Here is a 22,289-nt window from a genome sequence, read left to right on the forward strand (position 1 = left end):
GCCCGGTCGAAACCGTGCGGGGTTCTCGTGCGACGCGAGGGCACTCGCGCCAGAGTCGCGAGCTAGACCTTGCCGCGGATCATCGCCTGCTTGACCTCGGCGATCGCCTGGGTCACCTGGATGCCGCGGGGGCAGGCCTCGGTGCAGTTGAAGGTCGTGCGGCAGCGCCAGACGCCCTCCTTGTCGTTCAGGATGTCGAGGCGCACATTGGCCGCTTCGTCGCGCGAGTCGAAGATGAAGCGGTGTGCGTTCACGATGGCCGCCGGGCCGAAGTACTGGCCGTCGGTCCAGAACACGGGGCAGCTCGAGGTGCACGCCGCGCACAGGATGCACTTCGTGGTGTCGTCGAAGCGCTCACGCTCGGCGACCGACTGGATGCGTTCCTTCTCGGGCTTCGACGACGCCTGCAGGAAGGGCTGGATCTGCCGGTACGACTCGAAGAAGGGCTCCATGTCGACGACGAGGTCCTTCTCGAGCGGAAGGCCCTTGATCGCCTCGACGTAGATGGGCTGCGAGATGTCGAGGTCCTTGATCAGCGTCTTGCACGCCAGACGGTTGCGGCCGTTGATGCGCATGGCGTCCGAACCGCAGATGCCGTGCGCGCAGCTGCGGCGGAACGTGAGCGATCCGTCGACCTCCCACTTGATCTTGTGCAGCGCGTCCAGAATGCGATCGGTCGCGTACATCTCGACGTCGTAGTCCACCCAGCGCGGCTCCTCGTCGACCTCGGGGTCGAAGCGGCGGATGATCAGCGTCACGGTGAACGACTCGATGGTGGGCACGGGTGCCTCGGCCACGTGGTCGGCCATTAGTACTTCCTCTCCATGGGCTGGTACCGCGTGATCACCACGGGCTTCCAGTCCAGTCGAATGTGATCGCTGGCGTCGGACGAGTGCCGGTCACCCGTGAGGTACGCCATGGTGTGCTTCATGTAGTTCTCGTCGTCGCGATCGGGGTAGTCGTCGCGCATGTGTCCGCCGCGGCTCTCCTTGCGGTTCCGCGCCGAGTAGACGACGACCTCGGCGAGGTCGAGCAGGAAGCCGAGCTCGATGGCCTCGAGCAGGTCGGTGTTGAACCGCTTGCCCTTGTCCTGCACCGACACGTTGCGGTAGCGCTCGCGCAGGTTGTGAATGACCTCGGTCGCCTCGGCGAGCGTCTCGTCGGTGCGGAACACCTGGGCGTTCCGGTCCATCGTCTCCTGCAGCTCGCGGCGGATCGTCGCCACCCGCTCGGTGCCGTTGGAGTTGCGCATGAACTCGAGCGTCTCGCGCACCTCGGCCGCCGGGTCCTCGGGAAGGGGCACCCAGTCGGCGTTCTTCGCGTACTCCACCGCGTTGTTGCCGGCGCGCTTGCCGAACACGTTGATGTCGAGCAGCGAGTTGGTGCCGAGGCGGTTGGAGCCGTGGACCGACACGCAGGCGCACTCGCCGGCCGCGTAGAGGCCCGGTACGACGGTCTCGTTGTCGGCGAGCACTTCGGCGTCGACGTTGGTCGGGATGCCTCCCATGGCGTAGTGCGCCGTGGGCATCACCGGTACCGGCTCGTGCACGGGGTCGACGCCCAGGTAGGTGCGCGCGAACTCGGTGATGTCAGGGAGCTTCGTCTCGAGCACCTCTGCGCCCAGGTGGGTGCAGTCGAGGTACACGTAGTCCTTGTTCGGGCCGGCGCCTCGGCCTTCGGCCACTTCCTGCACCATGCAGCGGGCGACGATGTCGCGCGGTGCGAGGTCCTTGATGGTCGGTGCGTAGCGCTCCATGAAGCGCTCACCGCTCGCATTACGCAGGATCGCTCCCTCACCGCGAGCACCCTCGGTGAGCAGGATGCCGAGGCCGGCGAGGCCGGTCGGGTGGAACTGGAAGAACTCCATGTCTTCCAGCGGCAGGCCCTTGCGCCACACGATGCCGACGCCGTCACCGGTGAGGGTGTGCGCGTTGGACGTGGTCTTGAAGATCTTGCCGAAGCCGCCGGTGGCGAACACGACCGACTTCGCCTGGAACACGTGCAGTTCGCCGGTGGCGAGGTCGTAGGCCACGACGCCGGCGACGCGCTTCGCGCCGTCGATCTCGCTCATCACGAGGTCGAGCACGTAGAACTCGTTGAAGAAGTTGATTCCGTGCTTGACGCAGTTCTGGTAGAGCGTCTGAAGGATCATGTGCCCGGTGCGGTCGGCCGCGTAGCACGCGCGACGCACGGGGTTCTTGCCGTGCTCGGCGGTGTGACCGCCGAACCGGCGCTGGTCGATCTTGCCATCGGGCGTGCGGTTGAACGGCAGGCCCATGTTCTCCAGGTCGAGCACCGCGTCGATGGCCTCTTTCGCCAGGATCTCAGCGGCATCCTGGTCGACGAGGTAGTCGCCGCCCTTGACGGTGTCGAAGGTGTGCCACTCCCAGCTGTCCTCCTCGACGTTCGCGAGCGCCGCGGCCATGCCGCCCTGCGCTGCACCCGTGTGCGAGCGAGTCGGGTAGAGCTTCGAGATGACCGCGGTCTTGGCCTTCGGCCCGGCCTCGATGGCCGCCCGCATCCCGGCGCCACCCGCGCCCACGATCACGACGTCGAATTGGTGGTAGTGCACTCCGTCGACGATCGATCCGTCTTGGTACTCAGGCATTACGCGGCTCCACAGAAGCTAGGCAAGAGGTCGGCGCTCGCGCCGGCAGGGCAGGGGTCGAAGGTGAAGACCACGAGGGTGCCGAGGATGATCAGCACCGCGGCGACGGCGAACAGTGCACCGTTGAGCACCTTGCGCGCGGTCTCGCTGCGCACGTAGTCGTTGACGAGGGTGCGCATGCCGTTCGCGCCGTGGATGAGCGCGAGCCACAGCATCGCGACGTCCCACCACTGCCAGAACGGTTGCGAGAGCTTGCCGCCGACGAAGCCGAAGTCGATCGCGCTGATGCCATCGCCGACCATCAGGTTCGTGAACAGGTGGCCGAAGATGAGCACGACCAGCAGCACGCCGCTGACGCGCATGTAGATCCAGCCCCACTTCTCCCAATTGGCGCCCTTCCGGCGCGGAGCAGCGGCGCGGGGCGATTCGATGGTTGAAGACATTCCGAAATCCCTCGCTTAGTGGCTGAAGACGTTCATCAGGTGGCGCGGGGTGAAGCCCAGCATGAGCAGCGCCCAGAGCACGATGACGGTCCAGAACATGAGCTTGTGGTGGCGCGTGCCGCCGGCCCAGAAGTCGACGAGGATGATGCGCAGACCGTTCAGGGCGTGGAACACGATCGCTGCGACGAGTGCGACCTCGCCGAGGCCCATGATCGGCGTCTGGTACGTGCCGATCACGGCGTTGTACGCCTCGGGGCTCACGCGCACGAGCGCGGTGTCGAGCACGTGCACGAGCAGGAAGAAGAAGATGGCCACGCCGGTGACGCGGTGCAGCACCCACGACCACATGCCCTCATGACCGCGGTACAGCGTGCCGGCGGGCCTGCCAGGCGGGTCGATGTCGGGCGTGCGTCGCCTGGCGAACTCGTCTGCCAGGGCTTCGGCCGATTTCTCTGGCACGAGGGACCCTCCTTGAGGAAGCTGCTGGCCGCGCGCACGAAGGGACCGCGACCGTTCGATTCACGAACGATTTCCAGTCTATTCCGCTATGGGAGCAGCGCTGGTTAGGGCAGCCTAAGTGACCCGCTGGGCGGCAACCCCGCCGAGGTCGTCTCGCCCGATATGCGGTCTCATGCCGACATGGGCGAGGTTGCCTGGCGCCGTGCCGCAATGACCTCCTCGTAGCGCGCGAACAGGTCGATGCAGACCGACTCCCAGGTGCGCGACAGCACCCGCCGTCTGCCCGCCTCGCCCATCCGCGCCCGCAAGGCGGGGTCGGCTGCGAGGGTGCGGACGTATTCGCGCATCCTAGCCGTGCACGTCCACGCCCCTTCCCCAGAGCGCCAACCGTGTGAGTCCGAGCCGCCGCAGGTCGGCGAGCGCCGCCGTCGAGGGAGCGAGGGTGAGGTCAGCCCCCTCGTGCACCCGGCGAACGACGTTCCACGCGGCCGTCTCCAGGGCTCGCAGTCGATTGCGGCGGGCATAGCGGGCCACGTCCGTCTGGTAGATCGCAACCGTCGCGATTCCGAGCCGTCGTCCCGCTGCCAGCGCCGCTGTACCGAGCAGGAACGGTGAGGCGGCGTGGATGACGTCGGGCGCGAAGCGGGCGAGCAGTTGCTGAACCTGCGGAACCGGCATCCCGACCTGAAAGCTCCGATAGCCGATCGCCGGTACTTCATGCACAGCGAACCCGGCGTACCTGCGCGGGCTCTCGGCCGACGGTGTGATGACGATGGCCTCGTGGCCTCGCGCGGCGAGTTGCTCGAGCACGTGGCGCACGCTCGTCGTGACGCCGTTCAGGCTCGGGAGGAAACTCTCGGTGACCACCGCTACGCGCACAACCGCGACGGTACGGGCGCGAGGTTGCGCCGCCGTGGCCGGCGGACGTCCGTTGTTGGCTGCCGTGGTAGACGGGAGGTGTCAGAAGCACGCGAATAGGGTGGAGGCCATGCAATCGAGCGCGCCCGGTATCGACCGCTTCTACAGCGTCATCCCCGCCGGAGGGATCGGCTCGAGGCTCTGGCCGCTCTCCCGTGCCGATGCACCGAAGTTCCTCCACGACCTCACCGGCTCCGGACAGAGCCTGCTGCGCGACACCTGGGATCGGTTGGCTCCTATATCGGGCGAGCAGCGGATCATGGTGGTCACCGGCCGGGCCCACCGCGCGGCGGTGGAGGAGCGCATCCCCGAGCTCGCCGATCACAATGTCGTGCTCGAGGCCGACCCGCGCGACTCGAGCGTGGCGATCGGTCTCGCCGCCGCGATTCTCGAACGACGCGAACCGGGCGTCATCATGGGCTCCTTCGCGGCGGACCACGTCATCCGCGACACCCGAGCGTTCGAGCGGGCGGTCGTGGAAGCGGTCGCTGCGGCGGATGCCGGGTACATCGCCACGATCGGCATCGCGCCGACCGAGCCGGCCGTGGGCTTCGGATACATCCGGTGCGGCGCGCCGCTCGACCTTCCCGGCGCGCCCAGTGCGCGCCTGGTGGAGCACTTCGTCGAGAAGCCCGACATCGCGACGGCTCGCGGTTACCTCGCCGACGGCGGGTACTTCTGGAACGCCGGCATGTTCATTTCGCGCGCGAGCCTGCTGCTCGAACGGCTCGGCGCGACCGAGCCGGAGTTGCTCGACAACCTGCTCGAGCTCGCGGCGGCGTGGGACACCTCTCGCCGCGGAGCGACCGTCGACCGTGTGTGGCCGCGGCTCAAGAAGATCGCGATCGACTACAGCGTCGCCGAGCCGAGCGCTGCTGAGGGCAAGCTCGCGGTGATCCCCGCGCACTTCGGCTGGGATGACGTCGGCGATTTCGCCTCCCTCGCGAAGCTGCACTCCGGTGGCCGCTCCTCCGACCTGGCGATCCTCGGAGAGAACGCGCGAGTGCTCTCGGACGCCTCAAGCGGGGTCGTCGTGAGTCAGACGGGTCGTCTCATCTCGCTGATCGGTGTCAGCGACATCGTCGTCGTCGATACCCCGGATGCGCTCCTCGTCACCACGAGCGAGAACGCCCAGCGCGTGAAGGCGGTCGTCGACGCGCTCAAGCTCTCGGGTCGCAACGACGTGCTGTGAGATCGGGCTCCGCGGGAGAGGCGTCGTCGGCCGCCGAGTCGCGTTCGTCGGGCCGCGTGAGGTGCGGCGCGCAACCGACTCGCCCTCATCCCCGGCTCGACGCTGTTTCCTTGCGCGGGAACGCGCTCGAATAACGCTTAGGCTACGACCGCGAATTTCCTTCAGTGTCTGCCGGGGATTCGGTAACGTAGGCCTAATTCTGCTCCGGACCGTTCCGGGCATCCCTTCCAGGAGGACACCTTGAGAAACTCAATGCGGCGTTTCGCAATCGGAGGCGCGGCCGCCATCGGCACGAGCGTGCTCGTGCTCACCGGCTGTGCAGCTCCCCCCGAGACGGACGGCAACGGCAACGGCAACGGCGAGACCTCGAACCCTGACTTCATCCCCTGCATGGTCTCCGACACCGGTGGGTTCGACGACAAGTCGTTCAACCAGCTCGGGTACGAGGGACTGACCGAGGCGGCACAGGAGATCGGCGCGACGCCGAACACCGTGCAGTCGAACGCAGAGACCGACTACGCCTCCAACATCAGCAACCTCGTCGACCAGGGCTGCAACCTGATCGTGACGGTCGGCTTCCTGCTCGCCGAGGCCACGGTGGCCGGCGCAGAGGCGAACCCAGACGTCGAGTTCACCATCATCGACGACTTCGCTGACCTGAACGGCGACGGCAAGCCCGACTCCGACAACATCAAGCCCATCGTCTTCGACACCGCCCAGGCGGCCTTCCTCGCCGGCTACGCTGCCGCGAGCTACTCGAAGACGGGCGTCGTCGGCACCTACGGCGGAATCGCGATCCCGCCCGTGACCATCTTCATGGACGGCTTCGTGCAGGGCGTCGAGTACTACAACGCCCAGAAGGGCACCTCCGTCCGCGCGCTCGGCTGGGACGTCGCGGCGCAGAACGGTTCGTTCACCGGTGGCTTCGAAGCCGGCATCGAGTCGAAGTCGCTCGCACAGAGCCTCATCGACCAGAACGCCGACGTGATCCTCCCGGTCGGCGGGCCGATCTTCACCTCCGCGGTCGAGGCGATCCGCGACTCGGGCAAGGACATCGCGATGATCGGCGTCGACGCCGACCTGTACGAGACCTACCCCGAGGGCAAGGACCTGTTCCTCACCTCGATCCTCAAGGGCATGAAGGTGGGTGTGCACGACGTCGTCATCCAGGCCTCGAAGGGCGAGTTCGACAGCACGCCGTTCGTCGGCACGCTCGACAACGACGGTGTCGGCATCGCGCCGTTCCACGACTTCGAGTCCAAGGTCGACTCGAAGCTCGCCGATGAGCTCGACCAGGTGCGCAAGGGCATCATCGACGGCTCGATCGAGGTCACTTCGCCCTCGTCGCCGAAGCAGTAGCACCCGCCCTCGGGCGGGAGGGGGAGGCCGGCATCCGCATGGCCTCCCCCTTCCCTCATTCTCGGTGCGCGTGCACGCGTTCCGGCCGGCGCGACGCGGCGCCACGACTCCTCGTGAACACCCGCACCGCGCTTCTGCCCCCTCCTAGAATCGGGAACATGAAGCTCGAACTTCGCGGCATCACGAAGCGATTCGGTGCCTTGGTCGCCAACGACCACATCTCGCTCACTGTCGAGCCGGGTGAGATCCACTGCCTGCTCGGCGAGAACGGCGCGGGCAAGTCGACGTTGATGAATGTGCTCTACGGCCTGTACCAGGCCGACGAGGGCGAGGTGCTCCTCGACGGTGAGGTGCAGCACTTCAGCGGGCCGGGCGACGCCATGGCGGCGGGCATTGGAATGGTGCACCAGCACTTCATGCTCATCCCCGTCTTCACCGTGGCCGAGAACGTCATGCTCGGGCACGAGGCGACGAAGACCGGCGGCGTGCTCGATCTCGACGCCGCGCGCGAGCAGGTGCGCGAGATCTCCGCCCGCTTCGGGTTCCACGTCGATCCGGATGCGCTCGTCGAGACGCTGCCCGTCGGTGTGCAGCAGCGGGTCGAGATCATCAAGGCGCTCTCGCGCGATGCGAAGGTGCTCGTGTTCGACGAGCCCACCGCAGTGCTCACGCCGCAGGAGACCGACGAGCTGATGGCGATCATGCGCCAGCTCCGGGATGCCGGCACCTCCATCGTCTTCATCACTCACAAGCTGCGCGAGGTCCGCGAGGTCGCCGATCGCATCACCGTCATCCGGCTCGGCAAAGTCGTCGGCGAGGCATCTCCCGAAGCCAGCACGACCGAGCTCGCGTCGATGATGGTCGGGCGCGCGGTCGATCTCTCGGTCGACAAGGAGCCGCCGCGCCTCGGTGAACCGGTGCTCGTCGTCGACGGGCTGAGCGTCGCCGACGCCACCGGCCAGGTGCACGTCGATGACGTCTCATTCGAGGTGCGCGCCGGCGAGGTGCTCGCCATTGCCGGAGTGCAGGGCAACGGGCAGACCGAGCTCACCGAGGCGCTGCTGGGTCTGCAGCCGCACGTCAAGGGATCGATCACGCTCGACGGGCGCGAGATCGTCAAGCGCGGTGTGCGCAAGATCCTCGACGCAGGTGTCGGCTTCGTTCCGGAGGACCGCACAGAAGACGGCCTCGTGGCGGAGTTCACGATCGCCGAGAACCTGATGCTCAACCGCTCCACTGGGGAACCGTTCGTGCGGTTCGGCAACCTGCAACTCGGGTTCCGCGATGACTTCGCCCGCGAGAAGACGAAGGAATTCGACATCCGAGCTCAGGGCATCGACTCCCTCGCCGGCCGGCTCTCGGGCGGCAACCAGCAGAAGGTCGTGCTCGCGCGCGAGTTGAGCCGCGACCTCCGTCTGCTGGTCGCGGCGCAGCCTACCCGCGGCCTCGACGTCGGCTCGATCGAGTTCGTGCACTCGCGCATCATTCAGACGCGGGATGCCGGCATCCCCGTGATCGTCGTCTCGACTGAGCTCGACGAGGTGTCCGCGCTGGCCGACCGCATCGCGGTGATGTACCGCGGCAAGATCGTGGGCATCGTGCCGGGCGACACGCCCCGCGAGGTGCTCGGTCTCATGATGGCGGGCGAGACGCCCGCAGGAGCGGGGGAGGCCGCGTGAGCGAGCAGACCGAAGTCGTGACCCAGCCGGAGCCGGCGCCGGAGCAGCGCGACCGCACGGTCGAGCAGTCGTCGCGCTGGCAGCAGGCGATGCGCGACATCGTCGGCGGCAGCGCGATGATCTCGGTGCTGGCCGTGCTGCTCGCGCTGATAGCGGGCGGCATCCTGATCGCCGTCACCGATGCTCGCGTGCAGCAGACGGCCGGGTACTTCTTCGCCCGTCCCGGCGACATGCTCGCTGCGATCTGGAACGCGGTCTCAAAGGCCTACCTCGCGCTGTTCCGCGGCTCGATCTATAACTTCGCACGCGACGATGTCGGCTCGGCGCTCACCTCGCTCACCGACACGCTCGTGTTCGCCACCCCGCTGATCGCGGCCGGCCTCGGGGTCGGGCTCGGATTCCGGGCGGGCCTGTTCAACATCGGCGGCCGTGGGCAGATGATCATGGCCGCCGCAGCCGCAGGATGGGTCGGGTTCTCGTTCAACCTGCCCCCCGTGATCCACGTGATCGTCGCCGTCGCTGCCGGCCTCATCGCCGGCGGCATCTGGGGAGGCATCGTCGGTCTCCTCAAGGCGAAGACCGGTGCGCACGAGGTCATCGTGACGATCATGCTGAACTTCGTCGCGCTGTACTTCCTCATGTACATGCTGCGCACCCCCGGACTGCTGCAGGCGCCCGGCGGCAACACGCCGAAGACGCCGCCCATGGAGCCGACGGCGATCTTCCCCCCGCTGTTCCCCGGGCACAACGTCCACTGGGGCTTCCTCACCGCCATCGCAGCGACCGTGTACGTGTGGTGGCTGCTGAACCGCTCCAGCATGGGCTTCCAGTTCCGCGCGGTGGGCATCAACCCGAACGCTGCACGCACCGCTGGCATGAGCGTGTCATCGGTCTACATCTGGACGATGACCATCTCGGGCGCCCTGTGCGGGCTTGCCGGGGTGAACCAGGTGCTCGGCACGGTGACGAGCGGCTTCAGTTCGGGCATCGACGCCGGCATCGGCTTCGACGCGATCACCGTGGCGCTGCTGGGCCGCTCCCGTCCGTGGGGCATCTTCGCGGCGGGGCTGCTCTTCGGAGCCTTCAAGGCGGGCGGCTTCACCATGCAGGCGGCGGCCCAGGTTCCCGTCGACATCGTGCTTGTCGTGCAATCGCTGATCGTGCTCTTCATCGCGGCACCGCCCCTGGTGCGTGCGATCTTCAGATTGCCGACGCCGGGTACCGCGCCTCGCCGCCGAGTACGCGCTTCCGATCGTCGCGCTGAGAAGGGAGCGGCCGCATGAGCGCCGAGACGCAGGCTCCAGCAGCCGAGACCTCCAACGGAGCCGTGGCGGTCGCGCGGGCCGCGGTCGTGAGCTGGAAGGCACCGATCGCCTTCGGCGTGTTCGCGCTCCTCGCGCTGGTGCTCTTCGTGCTGAACCCGCGCGCCGAGGCGGAGACGGGGTTCCGGCTCTCCACCGGCCGCGACTTCATCCAGATCCCCGACCTCATCGTTCCGGCGTTCGTCACCGGAGTGATCGTCACCATCGCGCTCTTCGCGATCGCCCTGTGGAGCGCGATCCTGGTGCGCCAGCGCCGCAAGACCCCGCTCTGGGTGGTCATCGTGTTCGCGGTGCTGTTCATGGTGGGGTTCCTGGCCTGGGCCGCCGCCGGCGAGACGGTACCGGTCCCCGGGCTGCTGATCGGCACGGTGTCGTTGAGCGTGCCGCTCATCTTCGGCGCGATGGCGGGCGTCATCTCCGAACGAGGCGGCGTTGTCAACATCGCCATCGAGGGGCAATTGCTCTCTGGCGCCTTCACCTCGGCGCTGATCGCCAGTGTCACGAACAATCCCTACTTGGGCCTGCTGGGCGCTGCGATCGCCGGGCTCCTCGTCTCGTTCGTGCTCGGAGCCTTCGCGGTCAAGTACTTCGTCGACCAGATCATCGTCGGCGTCGTGCTCAACGTGCTCGTCATCGGGCTCACGAGCTTCCTGTACTCCAAGGTGCTCCAGGCGGATGCGGCAACGCTCAACTCGCCGGAGCGCTTCGCCCGCATCGACATCCCGGTGCTCAGCGGCATCCCGATCATCGGACCCGTGCTGTTCAGCCAGACGATCATCGTCTACGTCATGTACGTGGCCGTCGCGGTAATCGCGTTCGCGCTCTTCAAGACCCGCTGGGGGCTCCGCCTCCGCTCGGTCGGCGAGCATCCCACGGCAGCCGACACGGTGGGCATCAACGTGGCCGCCACACGCTTCTGGAACGTCTCGCTCGGCGGGGCGATCGCAGGCTTCGGCGGCGCGTACTTCACCCTGGGCTCGGTCGGCGCGTTTCAGAAGGAGATGACCGCCGGCATGGGCTTCATTGCGCTCGCCGCCGTCATCTTCGGCAAGTGGCACCCGGTGAAGGCGACCCTCGCCGCGCTGCTCTTCGGGTTCGCGACGAACCTCAAGAACGTGCTCGGCGTGATCGGCTCGCCCGTGCCGAGCGAGTTCATGCTCATGCTCCCGTACATCGTCACGGTGTTCGCGGTCGCGGGCCTCGTCGGCGTCTCGAGAGCACCGGCCGCAGACGGCAAACCGTACATCAAGTCCTAGGGCGGCATCCGCAGACCGCAGCGGAGCCACCGAGAGCGAGAGGATCGGCCATGACTGCAGAACGCGACTCCGATAGCGCGGAGACCAAGTCGGCCGCGCGCGCGATCGACTGGACCGCCCTCCGTGACGCGGCGAACGACGCCATGTCCAAGGCCTACGCGCCGTATTCGCAATTCCCGGTCGGGGTCGCCGCGCTCGTCGACGACGGCCGCATCATCGCGGGGTGCAACGTCGAGAACGCTTCGTACGGTGTCGGGCTCTGCGCGGAGTGCTCGCTGGTCAGCGCGCTGCACATGACCGGTGGCGGCAAGCTCGTCGCACTCACCTGCGTCGACGGTCACGGCAACACGCTCATGCCGTGCGGCCGCTGCCGCCAGCTGCTGTACGAGCACTCGGCTGAGGGAATGCTCCTCGAGACGGTGTCGGGCATCAAGACCATCGACGAGGTCCTGCCGGATGCGTTCGGGCCCCGCACCCTCGAGGAGTACCGGGCATGAGCGGGGCGCTCGAGGCATTCGACACGGTCGACCTCATCCGCGCCAAGCGCGACGGCGGCGAGCTCACCACCGCCCAGGTCGACTGGCTGATCGACGCCTTCACGCGAGGCTTCGTGGCCGACGAGCAGATGAGCGCGCTGGCGATGGCGATCTTCCTCAACGGCATGTCGCGACGCGAGATCCGCGACCTCACTCTCGCGATGATCGCAAGCGGTGAGCGCATGCGATTCGACGCGCTCGAGAAGCCCACCGCCGACAAGCACTCCACCGGCGGCGTCGGTGACAAGATCACCCTGCCCCTGGCCCCGCTCGTCGCTTCGTTCGGCGTCGCTGTGCCGCAGCTCTCAGGCCGCGGGCTCGGCCACACCGGCGGCACTCTCGACAAGCTCGAGAGCATCCCCGGGTGGCGCGCCGACCTCAGCAATGACGAGTTCTTCGCGCAACTGGAGTCGGTCGGCTCCGTCATCTGCGCCGCGGGGTCCGGCCTGGCGCCGGCCGACAAGAAGCTCTACGCCCTGCGCGACATCACCGGCACTGTGGAGTCCATTCCGCTGATCGCGTCGTCGATCATGTCGAAGAAGATCGCCGAGGGGACCGGAGCGCTCGTGCTCGACGTGAAGTTCGGGTCAGGCGCGTTCCTGAAGGATCAGGCGCGCAGCCGCGAGCTCGCCGAGACGATGGTGCAGCTCGGACAGGACGCGGGCGTGGCCACGGCGGCGCTCCTGACGAATATGAACGTGCCGCTCGGCCTCGCCATCGGCAACGCGAATGAGGTGCGCGAGTCGGTCGAGGTCCTGGCCGGCGGCGGTCCCGCCGATGTCGTGGAGCTCACCGTCGCGCTTGCCCGCGAGATGCTCGCGCTCGCCGGGCAGCCGGAGGCCGATGTCGAAGAGGCGCTGCGCGACGGCCGGGCCATGGACACCTGGCGCGCCATGATCACGGCGCAGGGCGGTGACCCGGATGCCGCGCTGCCCGCTCCGCGCGAGACGCACGTGGTCACGGCACCGCGTTCGGGAGTGCTCACCAAGCAGGAGGCTCTCGCATTCGGCGTCGCGGCCTGGCGTCTGGGTGCCGGACGAGCGCGCAAGGACGACCCCGTGCAGCACGCGGCGGGTATCGATCTGCACGCTAAACCGGGCGACAGCGTGCGCGAGGGCGACCCGCTGTTCACCCTGAGCTCTGACGAGCCGGCCCGGTTCGCGCGCGCGCTCGAGGTGCTCGAAGGCGCCTGGGCCATCGGCGACGAGGGCGACGCCATCGAAGATGGCGGGCCGCTCATCGCCGACCGCATCGGCTGAATCCCAGAACGACGCACGGGTGCGTCGAACCCGCAGAGTGCGGCAAGCTGGGGTCATGTCCTCGCTATCCATTCGCATCTCCGACGAGGTGGGCTCGGCGCTCGCCGAAGGCAAGCCGGTCGTCGCTCTCGAGTCCACCATCATCAGCCATGGCCTGCCGCGCCCTCGCAACTTCGAAGCGGCGCAGGAGTTCGAGGCGATCCTGCGAGACGCCGGTGTCACGCCCGCGACGATCGCCGTCATCGACGGTGTGCCGAACGTCGGGCTCGACGACCAGGGTGTGCGCCGCATCGCCGAGGACGAGGCCATGTTCAAGGCGTCGGTGCGCGACCTGGCCGTGCTCGCGGCCAAGGGCGCGAGCGGCGCCACAACGGTGGCCGCCACCGCCTTCCTGGCTGACAAGGCCGGCGTGCGAGTGTTCGCCACTGGTGGGCTTGGCGGAGTGCACCGCGGAGCATCCAGCACGTTCGACGAATCAGCCGACCTCTCGGTGATGGCCCGCACCCCGGTCACCATCGTTTCCGCCGGGGTCAAGTCGGTGCTCGACATCGCCGCGACGCTCGAGCGCCTCGAGACCTTCAGCGTGCCCGTGCTCGGGTACCGCACCGATGAGTTCCCGAGCTTTTGGCTGCGCACTTCGGGGTACGCCCTCGATTGGCGGGTCGAGTCGGCCGACGAGATCGCGGCCGTGATGCGGCAGCAGGACGCGTTGGGTGAGCGTGCCGGCATCCTGGTCGCCAACCCGCTTCCCGAGAACCAGCAATGGGACCCGGCGACCCACGACCGGGTGCTCGCCGAAGCCCTTGCCGCCGCGGACGCGCAGGGCGTGCACGGCAAGGCGGTCACACCGTTCCTGCTCAGCACGATCGTGGAGGCCTCCGGTGGCGTGAGCCTGGAGGTCAACCTCGACATCGCGCGCAACAACGTGCGGCTGGCCGGCGAGATCGCGACCGCCTGGGCGGCTGGGTCGGGGGCGTGACCGACGCCGGCATTCGCGGCGCTATCGACGGCTCGCAACGCGCCTCGATCGCGGTCTTCGGTGATGTGATCGACGACATCGTCGTGCGCCCGCTCGCAGCGATCCGCCCCGACACCGACACCCCGGCGAGCATCGAACGGCGAGCCGGGGGGTCAGCCGCGAACGTCGCCGCATGGCTCGGCAGCATCGGCGCTCCAGTGCGGTTCTACGGCCGCGTCGGCCGAGGCGACAGGGCGCATCATGCCGCGCTCCTGGACGAGTTCGGCGTGGAGGCCGAGCTCGTCGAAGACTCGAGACTCCCCACGGGCACCATCGTCGTGCTGCTCGAGGGGGAGGGTCGGCGAACCATGCTCACCGAGCGCGGCGCGAACGCCGTGCTCACCACCGCTGAGGTCGGCGAATGGCTGTGGGGCGCAGACTCGGTGCGCGATCGGCCGCTTCCCGCGTTGGTGCACTTCACCGCCTACAGCGTCTTCAACGATGCCGACGCGGTCGTCGATTACCAGGCGTTCATCGCCCGCTGCCACGACGCTGGGATCACGGTATCGGTCGACGCGAGTTCAGCCGGCTCGCTGACCGACTTCGGGGTGGAGCGCTTTCTCGACGCGGTCGCCGGGGCATCCGTGCTGCTGCCGAACCTCGACGAGGGCCGCGTGCTCACCGGGCTCGACGACCCGTTGGAGATCGTACGCGCGCTCGGAGTTCGCTTCGAAGTCGTCGCCATGACCATGGGCCGAGAGGGCGTCGTCGTGTGCGCCCCTGGCCTCGAGGCCACGCATGTGCCGGTGCGGCCTGTCGACGACGGCGACCCGATCGGCGCGGGAGACGCGTTCACGGCCGCGTTCCTCGATGACTGGCTGCGGACAGCGGATGCCGTCTCGGCGGCGCTCGCCGGCGGGCGGCTCGCCGCGCGGGCTCTCGCGCGCACCGGCGCGCGACCCTGAGTCCTGCTTACTGCTCGGGGTCGCCGATCCGCTTGAGCGCGTCGACGACGAGACCCCAGAACTTGCCGTGGTCGAGATCGGTCGCGACATGCGTCGTGCACTCCGCCGGGGCGGGCGCCCTGAAGTCGGCGACCGTCATGCCGAGCGTGAGTGCGCCCGTGAGCTCGACGTCGAGCGGCACCTTGGTCACCTTCATCACCGTCGGGTCGATCACATACGCCACTGCGCACGGGTCGTGCACGGGCGGGTAGTCGAAGCCCTGCTCGCGCTTGTAGGTCTCGCCGAAGAACTCGAGCAGCTCGCCGACGAAGCGCGCCGGGACCGTGTTCACCGCCGCGATGCGCTCGGCCACCTCGGTGGTGGCGAGGGCTTCGTGGGTGAGGTCGAGCCCGACCATCACGAGCGGCCACTTCTCGTTGAACACGATGTGGGCGGCCTCGGGGTCGATCACGATGTTGAACTCGGCGACCGCGCTCCAGTTGCCGACGTGCACGCCGCCGCCCATGAGCACCACCTCGCGCACCCGCGGGACGATGCGCGGCTCCTTGCGCGCCGCCATCGCGATGTTCGTGAGCGCGCCGGTCGGCACCAGGGTCACCGTGCCGGGCTCGTGCGACATGATCGTGTCGATGATGAGGTCGACGGCGTGGCGTGAATCAAGTTCGAGCACCGGATCGGGCAGCACCGGGCCGTCGAGCCCTGACTCACCGTGGATCGAAGGCGCCGTCTCGACCTCGCGCACCAGCGGGCGGTGGGCCCCCGCAGCGAAGGGAACACCGGTGATCCCGGCGACGCGTGCGACCGAGAGCGCGTTATGGGTCACCTTCTCGAGGGTCTGGTTGCCCATCACGGTGGTGACGGCAAGCAGCTCGATCTCGGGACTGCCATGGGCCAAGAGCATGGCGATCGCATCATCGTGGCCGGGGTCGCAGTCGAGAATGATCTTCTTGGGCACATTCCGAGACTAGCGGCCAGGGGCCCCGGCTAGATTTGAGACATGATCGCCCGCGCCGACGACCAGACGCACATGTCCGCCGAACCAGATGGCGGCACCCACGCCGAGGCCGATGCGTTGCACCGATCAGACACTGCAGAGAGCGGCCACTCCGCAGCCGCGGTCTTCCTGGTCGACGGCATCGACATCGCGCCGCTGCCCAAGGTGTCGCTGCACGATCACCTCGACGGAGGCCTGCGGCCCCAGACCATCATCGAACTGGCCGGCGAAGCGGGCGTGGCCCTGCCCGCCGACGATGCTGAGTCGCTTCGGCGCTGGTTCGCCGAGCGCGCCGACTCCGGGTCGCTCGTCGAATACCTGAAGACGTTCGATCTCACCGTCGCCGTGATGCAGACGGCTCCTGCGCTCGAGCGCATCGCCCGCGAGTTCGTCGAAGACCTGGTCGCCGACGGCGTCATCTACGCCGAGGTGCGCTGGGCACCGGAGCAGCACCTCGCCGCTGGGCTCACCCTCGACGAGGCGGTCGAGGCGGTGCAGTCGGGCCTGGAGCTCGGCATGGCGGACGCCGCGGCATCCGGTCACGAGATCCGGGTGGGCCAGCTGGTGACCGCCATGCGGCACGCTGACCGGGGGCTCGAGATCGCCGAGCTCGCGCTGCGTCACCGCCACACCGGCGCGGTCGGCTTCGACTTCGCCGGCGCCGAAGCGGGCTTCCCGCCGAGCAAGGCACGCGACGCCTTCGACCTGCTCGCGGCCAACCACTTCCCGGTCACCGTGCATGCGGGAGAGGCCGACGGTCTCGCGAGCATCGAGGGCGCATTGTTCGACGGCCGTGCGCTGCGCCTCGGCCATGGCGTGCGCCTCGCGGAGGACATCGACTTCGAAGGCCAGGACGACGAGGCCACCTACGTCTCGCTCGGACCGGTTGCGCGGTGGGTCAAGGACCGCGAGATCGCGCTCGAGCTGAGCCCATCGTCCAACCTGCAGACCGGTGCCATCGAGGCGTGGGGCGAATCCCTCGCCGAGCACCCCTTCGACCTGCTGTACCAGCTCGGGTTCCGGGTGACGGTGAACGTCGACAACCGCCTCATGAGCGCCACCACGCTGACGCGCGAACTGGGCCTGCTCGCCGAGACGTTCGGGTACGGGCTCGAAGACCTCGAGCAGTTCCAGCTGAACGCCGTCGCCGCGGCGTTCCTGCCGATCGAAGACCGAGTCGCGCTCGCTGGGCGCATCATCGAGGCCTACGACAACGTGCTGGGCGAGGAACTGCTCGGCGGGCCGTCGGTCCAGGACAGCTGACGGATGCCGCTGCCAGCACTCCCCGAACGCGCGATCGTCATCGGTGCTCGCGTGCGCGATTGGCGCGCCGCGGTGACCCGGGCCGGCGACGCTCTGCAGCGCGCAGGCGTCACTCGCGCGAGTTACACGCAGCGAATGGTGCGGACTGTCGAGGACCACGGTGCGTACATCGTGATCGCTCCCGGTCTGGCGCTCGCCCATGCGCGGCCGGGCAGGGATGTGCTGACCGAGGGGCTCAGCGTGGTGACGCTCGCTGAACCTGTCTCGTTCGGCCATCCGTACAACGATCCGGTGCGCGTCGTGCTCGGCCTCGCGGTGCGGAGCCCTGAGCGGCACATCAGTGCCGTCGCAGAGCTCGCGAACGTGTTCAACGACGAATCGGTGATCGCGAGCATCGCCGCCGCCGAGCGCCCGGCCGACGTGCGGGCTCTGCTTCGCAGCTGACGCAGTTCTCAGCTTCCGGCCTGGTCAGGCGGCTGGTTGCAGGGAGATGCGGCCCGCTGTGCGGCTGAGTCGCGGCGGAGCATGCTTGGCCGCATGACTGCCATCACCTCGATCGTGCGGATGTGGACCGGTGCGGTACGCACCGACGACCGCGACGATTACGTGCATTACATCACCGGGACGGGCATCGACGCCTACCGCACTACTCCCGGCAATCTCGACGCCTGGTTGCTCACTCGCGATCTCGGCGACGGTCGCACGGAGGTCACAACCGTCTCCCGATGGGAATCGATGGAGGCGGTGAAGCGATTCGCGGGTTCAGAGCCGACGCTGGCCGTCTTCTACCCCGAAGACGATCGATATCTCATCGAACGCGACCTGCACGTGCGGCACTACGAGCAGCGCGGCTAGCGTTCGCCCTGCAACAGTTGCCGCACGCCTGCCTCGAGTCGCGCGACGATGCCATCCGCGGTGGCCCGACGCTCCTCGGCGGTGCCGTCTGAGCCCGCGGCGTCGATGTACACCTTGATCTTCGGTTCGGTTCCGCTCGGACGCACGATGACGCGCGAGCCGCCTTCGATCCACACCCGGAGGATGTCGCTCGGCGGGAACGGGCCGAATCCGCCGCTGAAGTCATCGATGCGCTCGACGCGCAGCTCGCCGACGTGTGCGGGCGGCCGTTCCCGCAGGGAGCGCATGATGGCGGGCAGCTCGCTGCGCTTCTCGAATCGCAGCGAGACCTGGGTGGAGGCGAACGCGCCGATACGAGCATCGAACTCGCGCAGCCGTTCGGCCACGCTCGATCCCGCCGCCTTCAGTTCGCTCGCCATCGCCAGAAAATCGACCGCTGCTGAGATGCCGTCCTTGTCGCGCACCTTCTTCGGATCGACGAGGTAGCCCAACGCCTCCTCGTAGCCGAACGCCAGCCCGCCGACCCGAGAGACCCACTTGAAGCCGGTGAGAGTGTCGGCGTAGTCGAGGCGGTACTTCCGCGCGACCGCGGCGAGTGCCGGCGATGACACCAGTGATGCCGCGAGCGTGCCGGGACGGTCGAGATGCTGCAGCCGCTCTGCCGCGCGCCAGCCGAGCAACGCACCGACCTCGTTCCCAGTCAGCCGTCGCCAGCCTCGGGCCGGGTCTGCAGCGTCAGCGACATCCGTCGAGCCCTCCGGCGCGGTGCCCGGCGCCAGGGGAATCGCGATCGCGAGCCGATCGGCATCCGGGTCGTGGGCGACGATCAGATCCGCCCCGGAATCGCGCGCCGCTTCGTACGCGAGGTCGAGCGCGCCGGGCTCCTCGGGGTTCGGGAACGCGACGGTGGGGAACGCCGGGTCTGGCAGCAGTTGCTCGCTCACGACCACGGGGGCGTCGAATCCCGCGCGCTCGAAGACGCGCTGAGAGGTCTCCCATCCGACGCCGTGCATCGCGGTGTAGACGAAGCGGAGGCCGCGGGGCGGTGTGCCGGCGAGCCCGGCTGTCTGCTCGACGTATGCGTCGATCACGGTGTCGTCGACGAGGTCGTACCGCTCAGAGCGGGGCAGATCGGCGATCGGATGCTCGGCGACGCGCTCGATCTGCGCGGCGATGTCGGAGTCGGCGGGCGTGTTGATCTGCGAGCCGCCGTCCGCGCCGCCCAGGTACACCTTGTACCCGTTGTCACGAGGCGGGTTGTGGCTGGCCGTCACCATGACGCCGGCGCTCGTGCCCAGGTGGCGCACGGCGAAGGCCAGCACCGGGGTCGGGAGCAAGCGCGGCATGAGCAGCGTTCGCACGCCGGCCCCGGCCATGATCTCGGCGGTGTCGCGCGCGAAGACATCCGAGTTCATCCGGCCGTCATAGCCGATCACCACGGTGGGCGCGGGCTCCCGCGAGGTGAGATACGCCGCGAGTCCCGCAGCGGCTTGGGCGACGAGCACCCGGTTCATGCGGTTCGGGCCGGCGCCGAGCTCGCCCCGCAGCCCCGCGGTGCCGAAGGCGAGGCGCGAGGCGAAGCGGTCGGCGAGCTCGGCCCGGGCGGCGGCATCGCCGGCATCCGTGTCGGTGATCAGCTGTTCGAGTTCGGCGCGCGTAGCCGGGTCTGGGTCCTGCGCGAGCCAGTTGCGAGCGGCGGTGAGCAGCGCTTCGGCATCGGTGACCGGCGCCGGCGCGGCACCCCCGTGCTCGTGTCGTGCGCGATCGTCGGGCGTCACAGCGCACCCACGACCTTCGCGAGCAGCGCGCTGATCACTGGCTCGGCCTCGCGCCCGGCCTGGATGACCTCGGCGTGACTGAGCGGCGTCGTCTGGATGCCCGCGGCGAGATTCGTGATGAGCGACATGCCCAGCACTTCCATACCCGACTGACGCGCGGCGATCGCCTCGAGGGCGGTCGACATGCCGACGATGTGACCGCCGAGGGTCTTCGCCATCTGCACCTCGGCGGGGGTCTCGTAGTGCGGGCCGCGGAACTGCACGTACACGCCCTCATCGAGTTCAGGGTCGATCGAACGCGCGACGTCGCGGAGACGCTTCGAGTAGAGGTCGGTGAGATCGACGAAGGTGGCGCCTTCGATCGGCGAGTCGGCGGTGAGGTTGAGGTGATCGCTGATGAGCACCGGCTGACCCGGCCGCCAGGCCGACTTGATGCCGCCAGCACCGTTGGTGAGGATCATGGTGCTCGCACCAGCGGCTGCGGCGGTGCGCACTCCGTGCACGACTCGGCGAACCCCGTGCCCCTCGTAGTAGTGGGTGCGGGCTCCCAACACGAGCGCACGGGTGCCGTTCTCGGCGCGGATCGAGCGGATGCTGCCGATGTGGCCCTCCACCGCCGGCTCGCCGAATCCGACGATCTCACTGGCGGGGAAGTCCGCGACCGTCTCGCCGATCAGCTCGGCGGCCTTCGCCCACCCGCTGCCGAGCGTCAGCGCGACGTCGTGCTGGTCGACGCCGGTGCGTTCGGCGAGCTGCTCGGCTGCCTTGGTAGCGATCTCGAACGGGTTGACGGCCGGGTCATCGAGGGGGTGCTGTGCCATGAAGACACACTAGTCGGGGCCGCACGCGCCGTCGCGAGGCAAGTGCTGCCCGGGCACGCAGCACCGCTGCGCGCGACCTGCCAGACTTGGACTCATGGCCAACCTCTTCGAGCGCAAGCAGCGCGTCGCCGTGCTCGGCGGCGGTCCCGGCGGGTACGAGGCGGCACTGACCGCCGCCCAACTCGGAGCCGAGGTCACGCTGGTCGAGCGCGTGGGCATCGGCGGCTCTGCGGTGCTGACCGACGTGGTGCCGTCGAAGAGCCTCATCGCCACCGCGGAAGCCGCGACGTCGATCGCGTCGTCAGGCGATGTGGGCGTGCAATTCTTCGCACGCACGGATGCCGGCACCCCGACTCGCGCCGAGGTCGCTGTGAACCTGCGCGCCGTCAACCAGCGCCTGTTGCGCCTGGCGCGTCAGCAGTCGGAAGACATGCGCTCCTCGCTCGAGCGCGCGGGTGTGCACCTCGTGCAGGGCGATGGGCGCCTCGACGGGCCGAACCGCCTCGTGGTCTCCACCGACAGCAGCAACGGCACCGACTTCGACTCGGTCGAGGCCGACACGGTCGTGATCAGCGTCGGAGCGAGCCCTCGCGTGCTCGACACCGCGAGGCCGGATGGCGAGCGCATCCTCACCTGGACGCAGCTGTACAACCTGAAGGCGGTGCCCGAGCACCTGATCGTCGTCGGGTCGGGCGTCACCGGTGCGGAGTTCGCCTCGGCCTACCGGGCGCTGGGCGCCCAGGTGACGCTGATCTCGAGCCGTGACCAGGTGCTTCCGGGGGAGGACGCCGACGCTGCGCACGTGATCGAGCAGGTGTTCAAGCGCAACGGCATGCAGGTGCTGTCGAAGAGCCGCGCGGCATCCGTCGAGGCCACCGCCGATGGCGTCGTCGCGACGCTGAGCGATGGGCGCAAGGTCGAGGGCAGCCACTGCTTGATGGCGGTGGGCTCTGTTCCGAACACCTCGGGCATCGGCTTGGAAGAGGCCGGCGTGCAGCTGACCAAGTCGGGGCACATCTTCGTGAACCGGGTCGCCCGCACCTCGCTTCCCTCCGTGTACGCGGCCGGCGACTGCAGCAACTTCCTGCCGCTCGCGTCGGTGGCTTCGATGCAGGGTCGCACCGCGATCTTCCACGCGATGGGCGAAGCGGTGAACCCGATCGAGCTGCGCAATGTCGCCTCGAACATCTTCACCCAGCCCGAGATCGCCACGGTCGGCTGGGCCGAGCAGCAGATCAACGACGGCCTCGTGCAGGGCGTGGTCTACAAGCTGCCGTTGAAGTCGAACGCGCGAGCGAAGATGCAGAGCGTCAAGGACGGCTTCGTGAAGCTGTTCGCACGCACCGGATCGGGCACCGTCATCGGCGGTGTCGTGGTCGCGCCCCGCGCTTCAGAGCTCATCCTGCCGATCGCGATGGCGGTGGAGCACGGGCTCACGGTCGATCAGATCGCCCGCGCATTCGCCGTGTACCCGTCCATTTCCGGCAGCATCACGGATGCCGCGCGCGCGATGCACGTCGTCGTGCAGTCGACAGCGCCGGAGCTCGACCCAGGCGACTGAGCGCGCGGCGACTGAGTGCGCACTGACAGGTGTCGCTGTCGCTGCCCAGTGACCCGCAGCAAC

Annotated in this window: 22 protein-coding genes; 13 read left to right on the top strand and 9 right to left on the bottom strand. The window is 68.4% G+C overall.

Annotated elements, in window-relative coordinates:
- Window positions 1-62 precede the first annotated feature (62 nt).
- The 6 genes from QF206_RS10210 to QF206_RS10235 form a co-directional block, all read right to left on the bottom strand.
- Complete coding sequence (locus QF206_RS10210) at window positions 63-809, bottom strand: succinate dehydrogenase iron-sulfur subunit (RefSeq protein WP_281489125.1); 747 nt, start codon at window positions 807-809, stop codon at window positions 63-65.
- A complete protein-coding gene (sdhA, locus tag QF206_RS10215) occupies window positions 809-2,608 on the bottom strand; it encodes a succinate dehydrogenase flavoprotein subunit (protein WP_281489126.1) in 1,800 nt (599 codons plus the stop codon). The genes QF206_RS10210 and sdhA overlap by 1 nt, the downstream gene beginning before the upstream one ends.
- Window positions 2,608-3,051 (bottom strand): succinate dehydrogenase hydrophobic membrane anchor subunit, encoded by a 444-nt coding sequence (locus tag QF206_RS10220; protein ID WP_281489127.1) that lies wholly within the window; start codon window positions 3,049-3,051, stop codon window positions 2,608-2,610. Before QF206_RS10220 ends, sdhA begins: the two co-directional genes overlap by 1 nt.
- Before the next feature lie 15 nt (window positions 3,052-3,066).
- Entirely contained in the window at window positions 3,067-3,486 is a 420-nt protein-coding gene (gene sdhC, locus QF206_RS10225; protein ID WP_422785389.1) for a succinate dehydrogenase, cytochrome b556 subunit, read from the bottom strand.
- 194 nt (window positions 3,487-3,680) lie between these two features.
- Window positions 3,681-3,857 carry a glycosyltransferase gene (locus tag QF206_RS10230; RefSeq protein WP_281489128.1) on the bottom strand — a complete coding sequence of 59 codons (177 nt, stop codon included), beginning with the start codon at window positions 3,855-3,857 and terminating at the stop codon, window positions 3,681-3,683.
- Window position 3,858: 1 nt separating this feature from the next.
- A complete protein-coding gene (locus QF206_RS10235; protein WP_281489129.1) occupies window positions 3,859-4,389 on the bottom strand; it encodes a glycosyltransferase in 531 nt (176 codons plus the stop codon).
- Window positions 4,390-4,498: 109 nt separating this feature from the next.
- Between QF206_RS10235 and QF206_RS10240 the strand changes: the two genes are divergently transcribed.
- The 9 genes from QF206_RS10240 to QF206_RS10280 all read left to right on the top strand — a co-directional run bounded on the left by QF206_RS10240 (window position 4,499) and on the right by QF206_RS10280 (window position 14,954).
- Entirely contained in the window at window positions 4,499-5,620 is a 1,122-nt protein-coding gene (locus tag QF206_RS10240; RefSeq protein WP_281489130.1) for a mannose-1-phosphate guanylyltransferase, read from the top strand.
- A gap of 252 nt (window positions 5,621-5,872) precedes the next feature.
- Window positions 5,873-6,979: a BMP family lipoprotein gene (locus tag QF206_RS10245; protein WP_422785383.1), complete on the top strand. Its 1,107-nt coding sequence runs from the start codon at window positions 5,873-5,875 to the stop codon at window positions 6,977-6,979.
- A gap of 158 nt (window positions 6,980-7,137) precedes the next feature.
- On the top strand, window positions 7,138-8,658 hold the full coding sequence (locus QF206_RS10250; protein WP_281489132.1) for an ABC transporter ATP-binding protein: 1,521 nt from the start codon (window positions 7,138-7,140) through the stop codon (window positions 8,656-8,658).
- Window positions 8,655-9,941, top strand: coding sequence for an ABC transporter permease (locus tag QF206_RS10255; protein ID WP_422785384.1), 1,287 nt, complete (start codon window positions 8,655-8,657; stop codon window positions 9,939-9,941). Before QF206_RS10250 ends, QF206_RS10255 begins: the two co-directional genes overlap by 4 nt.
- Entirely contained in the window at window positions 9,938-11,236 is a 1,299-nt protein-coding gene (locus tag QF206_RS10260; protein ID WP_281489133.1) for an ABC transporter permease, read from the top strand. Before QF206_RS10255 ends, QF206_RS10260 begins: the two co-directional genes overlap by 4 nt.
- A 50-nt stretch (window positions 11,237-11,286) precedes the next feature.
- A complete protein-coding gene (locus QF206_RS10265) occupies window positions 11,287-11,733 on the top strand; it encodes a cytidine deaminase (protein ID WP_281489134.1) in 447 nt (148 codons plus the stop codon).
- Entirely contained in the window at window positions 11,730-13,031 is a 1,302-nt protein-coding gene (locus tag QF206_RS10270; RefSeq protein ID WP_281489135.1) for a thymidine phosphorylase, read from the top strand. The genes QF206_RS10265 and QF206_RS10270 overlap by 4 nt, the downstream gene beginning before the upstream one ends.
- Before the next feature lie 55 nt (window positions 13,032-13,086).
- A complete protein-coding gene (locus tag QF206_RS10275; RefSeq protein ID WP_281489136.1) occupies window positions 13,087-14,010 on the top strand; it encodes a pseudouridine-5'-phosphate glycosidase in 924 nt (307 codons plus the stop codon).
- Window positions 14,007-14,954, top strand: coding sequence for a carbohydrate kinase family protein (locus tag QF206_RS10280; protein ID WP_281489137.1), 948 nt, complete (start codon window positions 14,007-14,009; stop codon window positions 14,952-14,954). The genes QF206_RS10275 and QF206_RS10280 overlap by 4 nt, the downstream gene beginning before the upstream one ends.
- A 7-nt stretch (window positions 14,955-14,961) precedes the next feature.
- Here QF206_RS10280 and uriH read toward each other — a convergent pair whose 3' ends face one another.
- Window positions 14,962-15,909, bottom strand: coding sequence for a uridine-preferring nucleoside hydrolase UriH (gene uriH, locus QF206_RS10285; protein ID WP_281489138.1), 948 nt, complete (start codon window positions 15,907-15,909; stop codon window positions 14,962-14,964).
- Between the two features lie 42 nt (window positions 15,910-15,951).
- Between uriH and QF206_RS10290 the strand changes: the two genes are divergently transcribed.
- The 3 genes from QF206_RS10290 (at window position 15,952) to QF206_RS10300 (ending at window position 18,066) form a co-directional block, all read left to right on the top strand.
- A complete protein-coding gene (locus QF206_RS10290; RefSeq protein ID WP_281489139.1) occupies window positions 15,952-17,211 on the top strand; it encodes an adenosine deaminase in 1,260 nt (419 codons plus the stop codon).
- A 3-nt stretch (window positions 17,212-17,214) separates the two neighbouring features.
- Window positions 17,215-17,655: a PTS sugar transporter subunit IIA gene (locus tag QF206_RS10295; RefSeq protein ID WP_281489140.1), complete on the top strand. Its 441-nt coding sequence runs from the start codon at window positions 17,215-17,217 to the stop codon at window positions 17,653-17,655.
- 93 nt (window positions 17,656-17,748) lie between these two features.
- Window positions 17,749-18,066, top strand: a complete 318-nt coding sequence (locus tag QF206_RS10300; RefSeq protein WP_281489141.1) for an antibiotic biosynthesis monooxygenase family protein — start codon at window positions 17,749-17,751, stop codon at window positions 18,064-18,066.
- On the opposite strand, the gene QF206_RS10305 is transcribed toward QF206_RS10300, so the two are convergent.
- Window positions 18,063-19,772 carry a phospho-sugar mutase gene (locus tag QF206_RS10305; protein WP_281489271.1) on the bottom strand — a complete coding sequence of 570 codons (1,710 nt, stop codon included), beginning with the start codon at window positions 19,770-19,772 and terminating at the stop codon, window positions 18,063-18,065. The genes QF206_RS10300 and QF206_RS10305 overlap by 4 nt on opposite strands.
- Window positions 19,773-19,840: 68 nt before the next feature.
- Window positions 19,841-20,665: a purine-nucleoside phosphorylase gene (locus tag QF206_RS10310; RefSeq protein WP_281489142.1), complete on the bottom strand. Its 825-nt coding sequence runs from the start codon at window positions 20,663-20,665 to the stop codon at window positions 19,841-19,843.
- Window positions 20,666-20,759: 94 nt separating this feature from the next.
- On the opposite strand from QF206_RS10310, the gene QF206_RS10315 reads away from it, so the two are divergent.
- A complete protein-coding gene (locus QF206_RS10315; RefSeq protein WP_281489143.1) occupies window positions 20,760-22,226 on the top strand; it encodes an NAD(P)H-quinone dehydrogenase in 1,467 nt (488 codons plus the stop codon).
- Window positions 22,227-22,289 lie beyond the last annotated feature (63 nt).

Origin of the sequence: Ruicaihuangia caeni (assembly GCF_029952955.1) — a bacterium.
Lineage (GTDB): Bacteria > Actinomycetota > Actinomycetes > Actinomycetales > Microbacteriaceae > Ruicaihuangia > Ruicaihuangia caeni.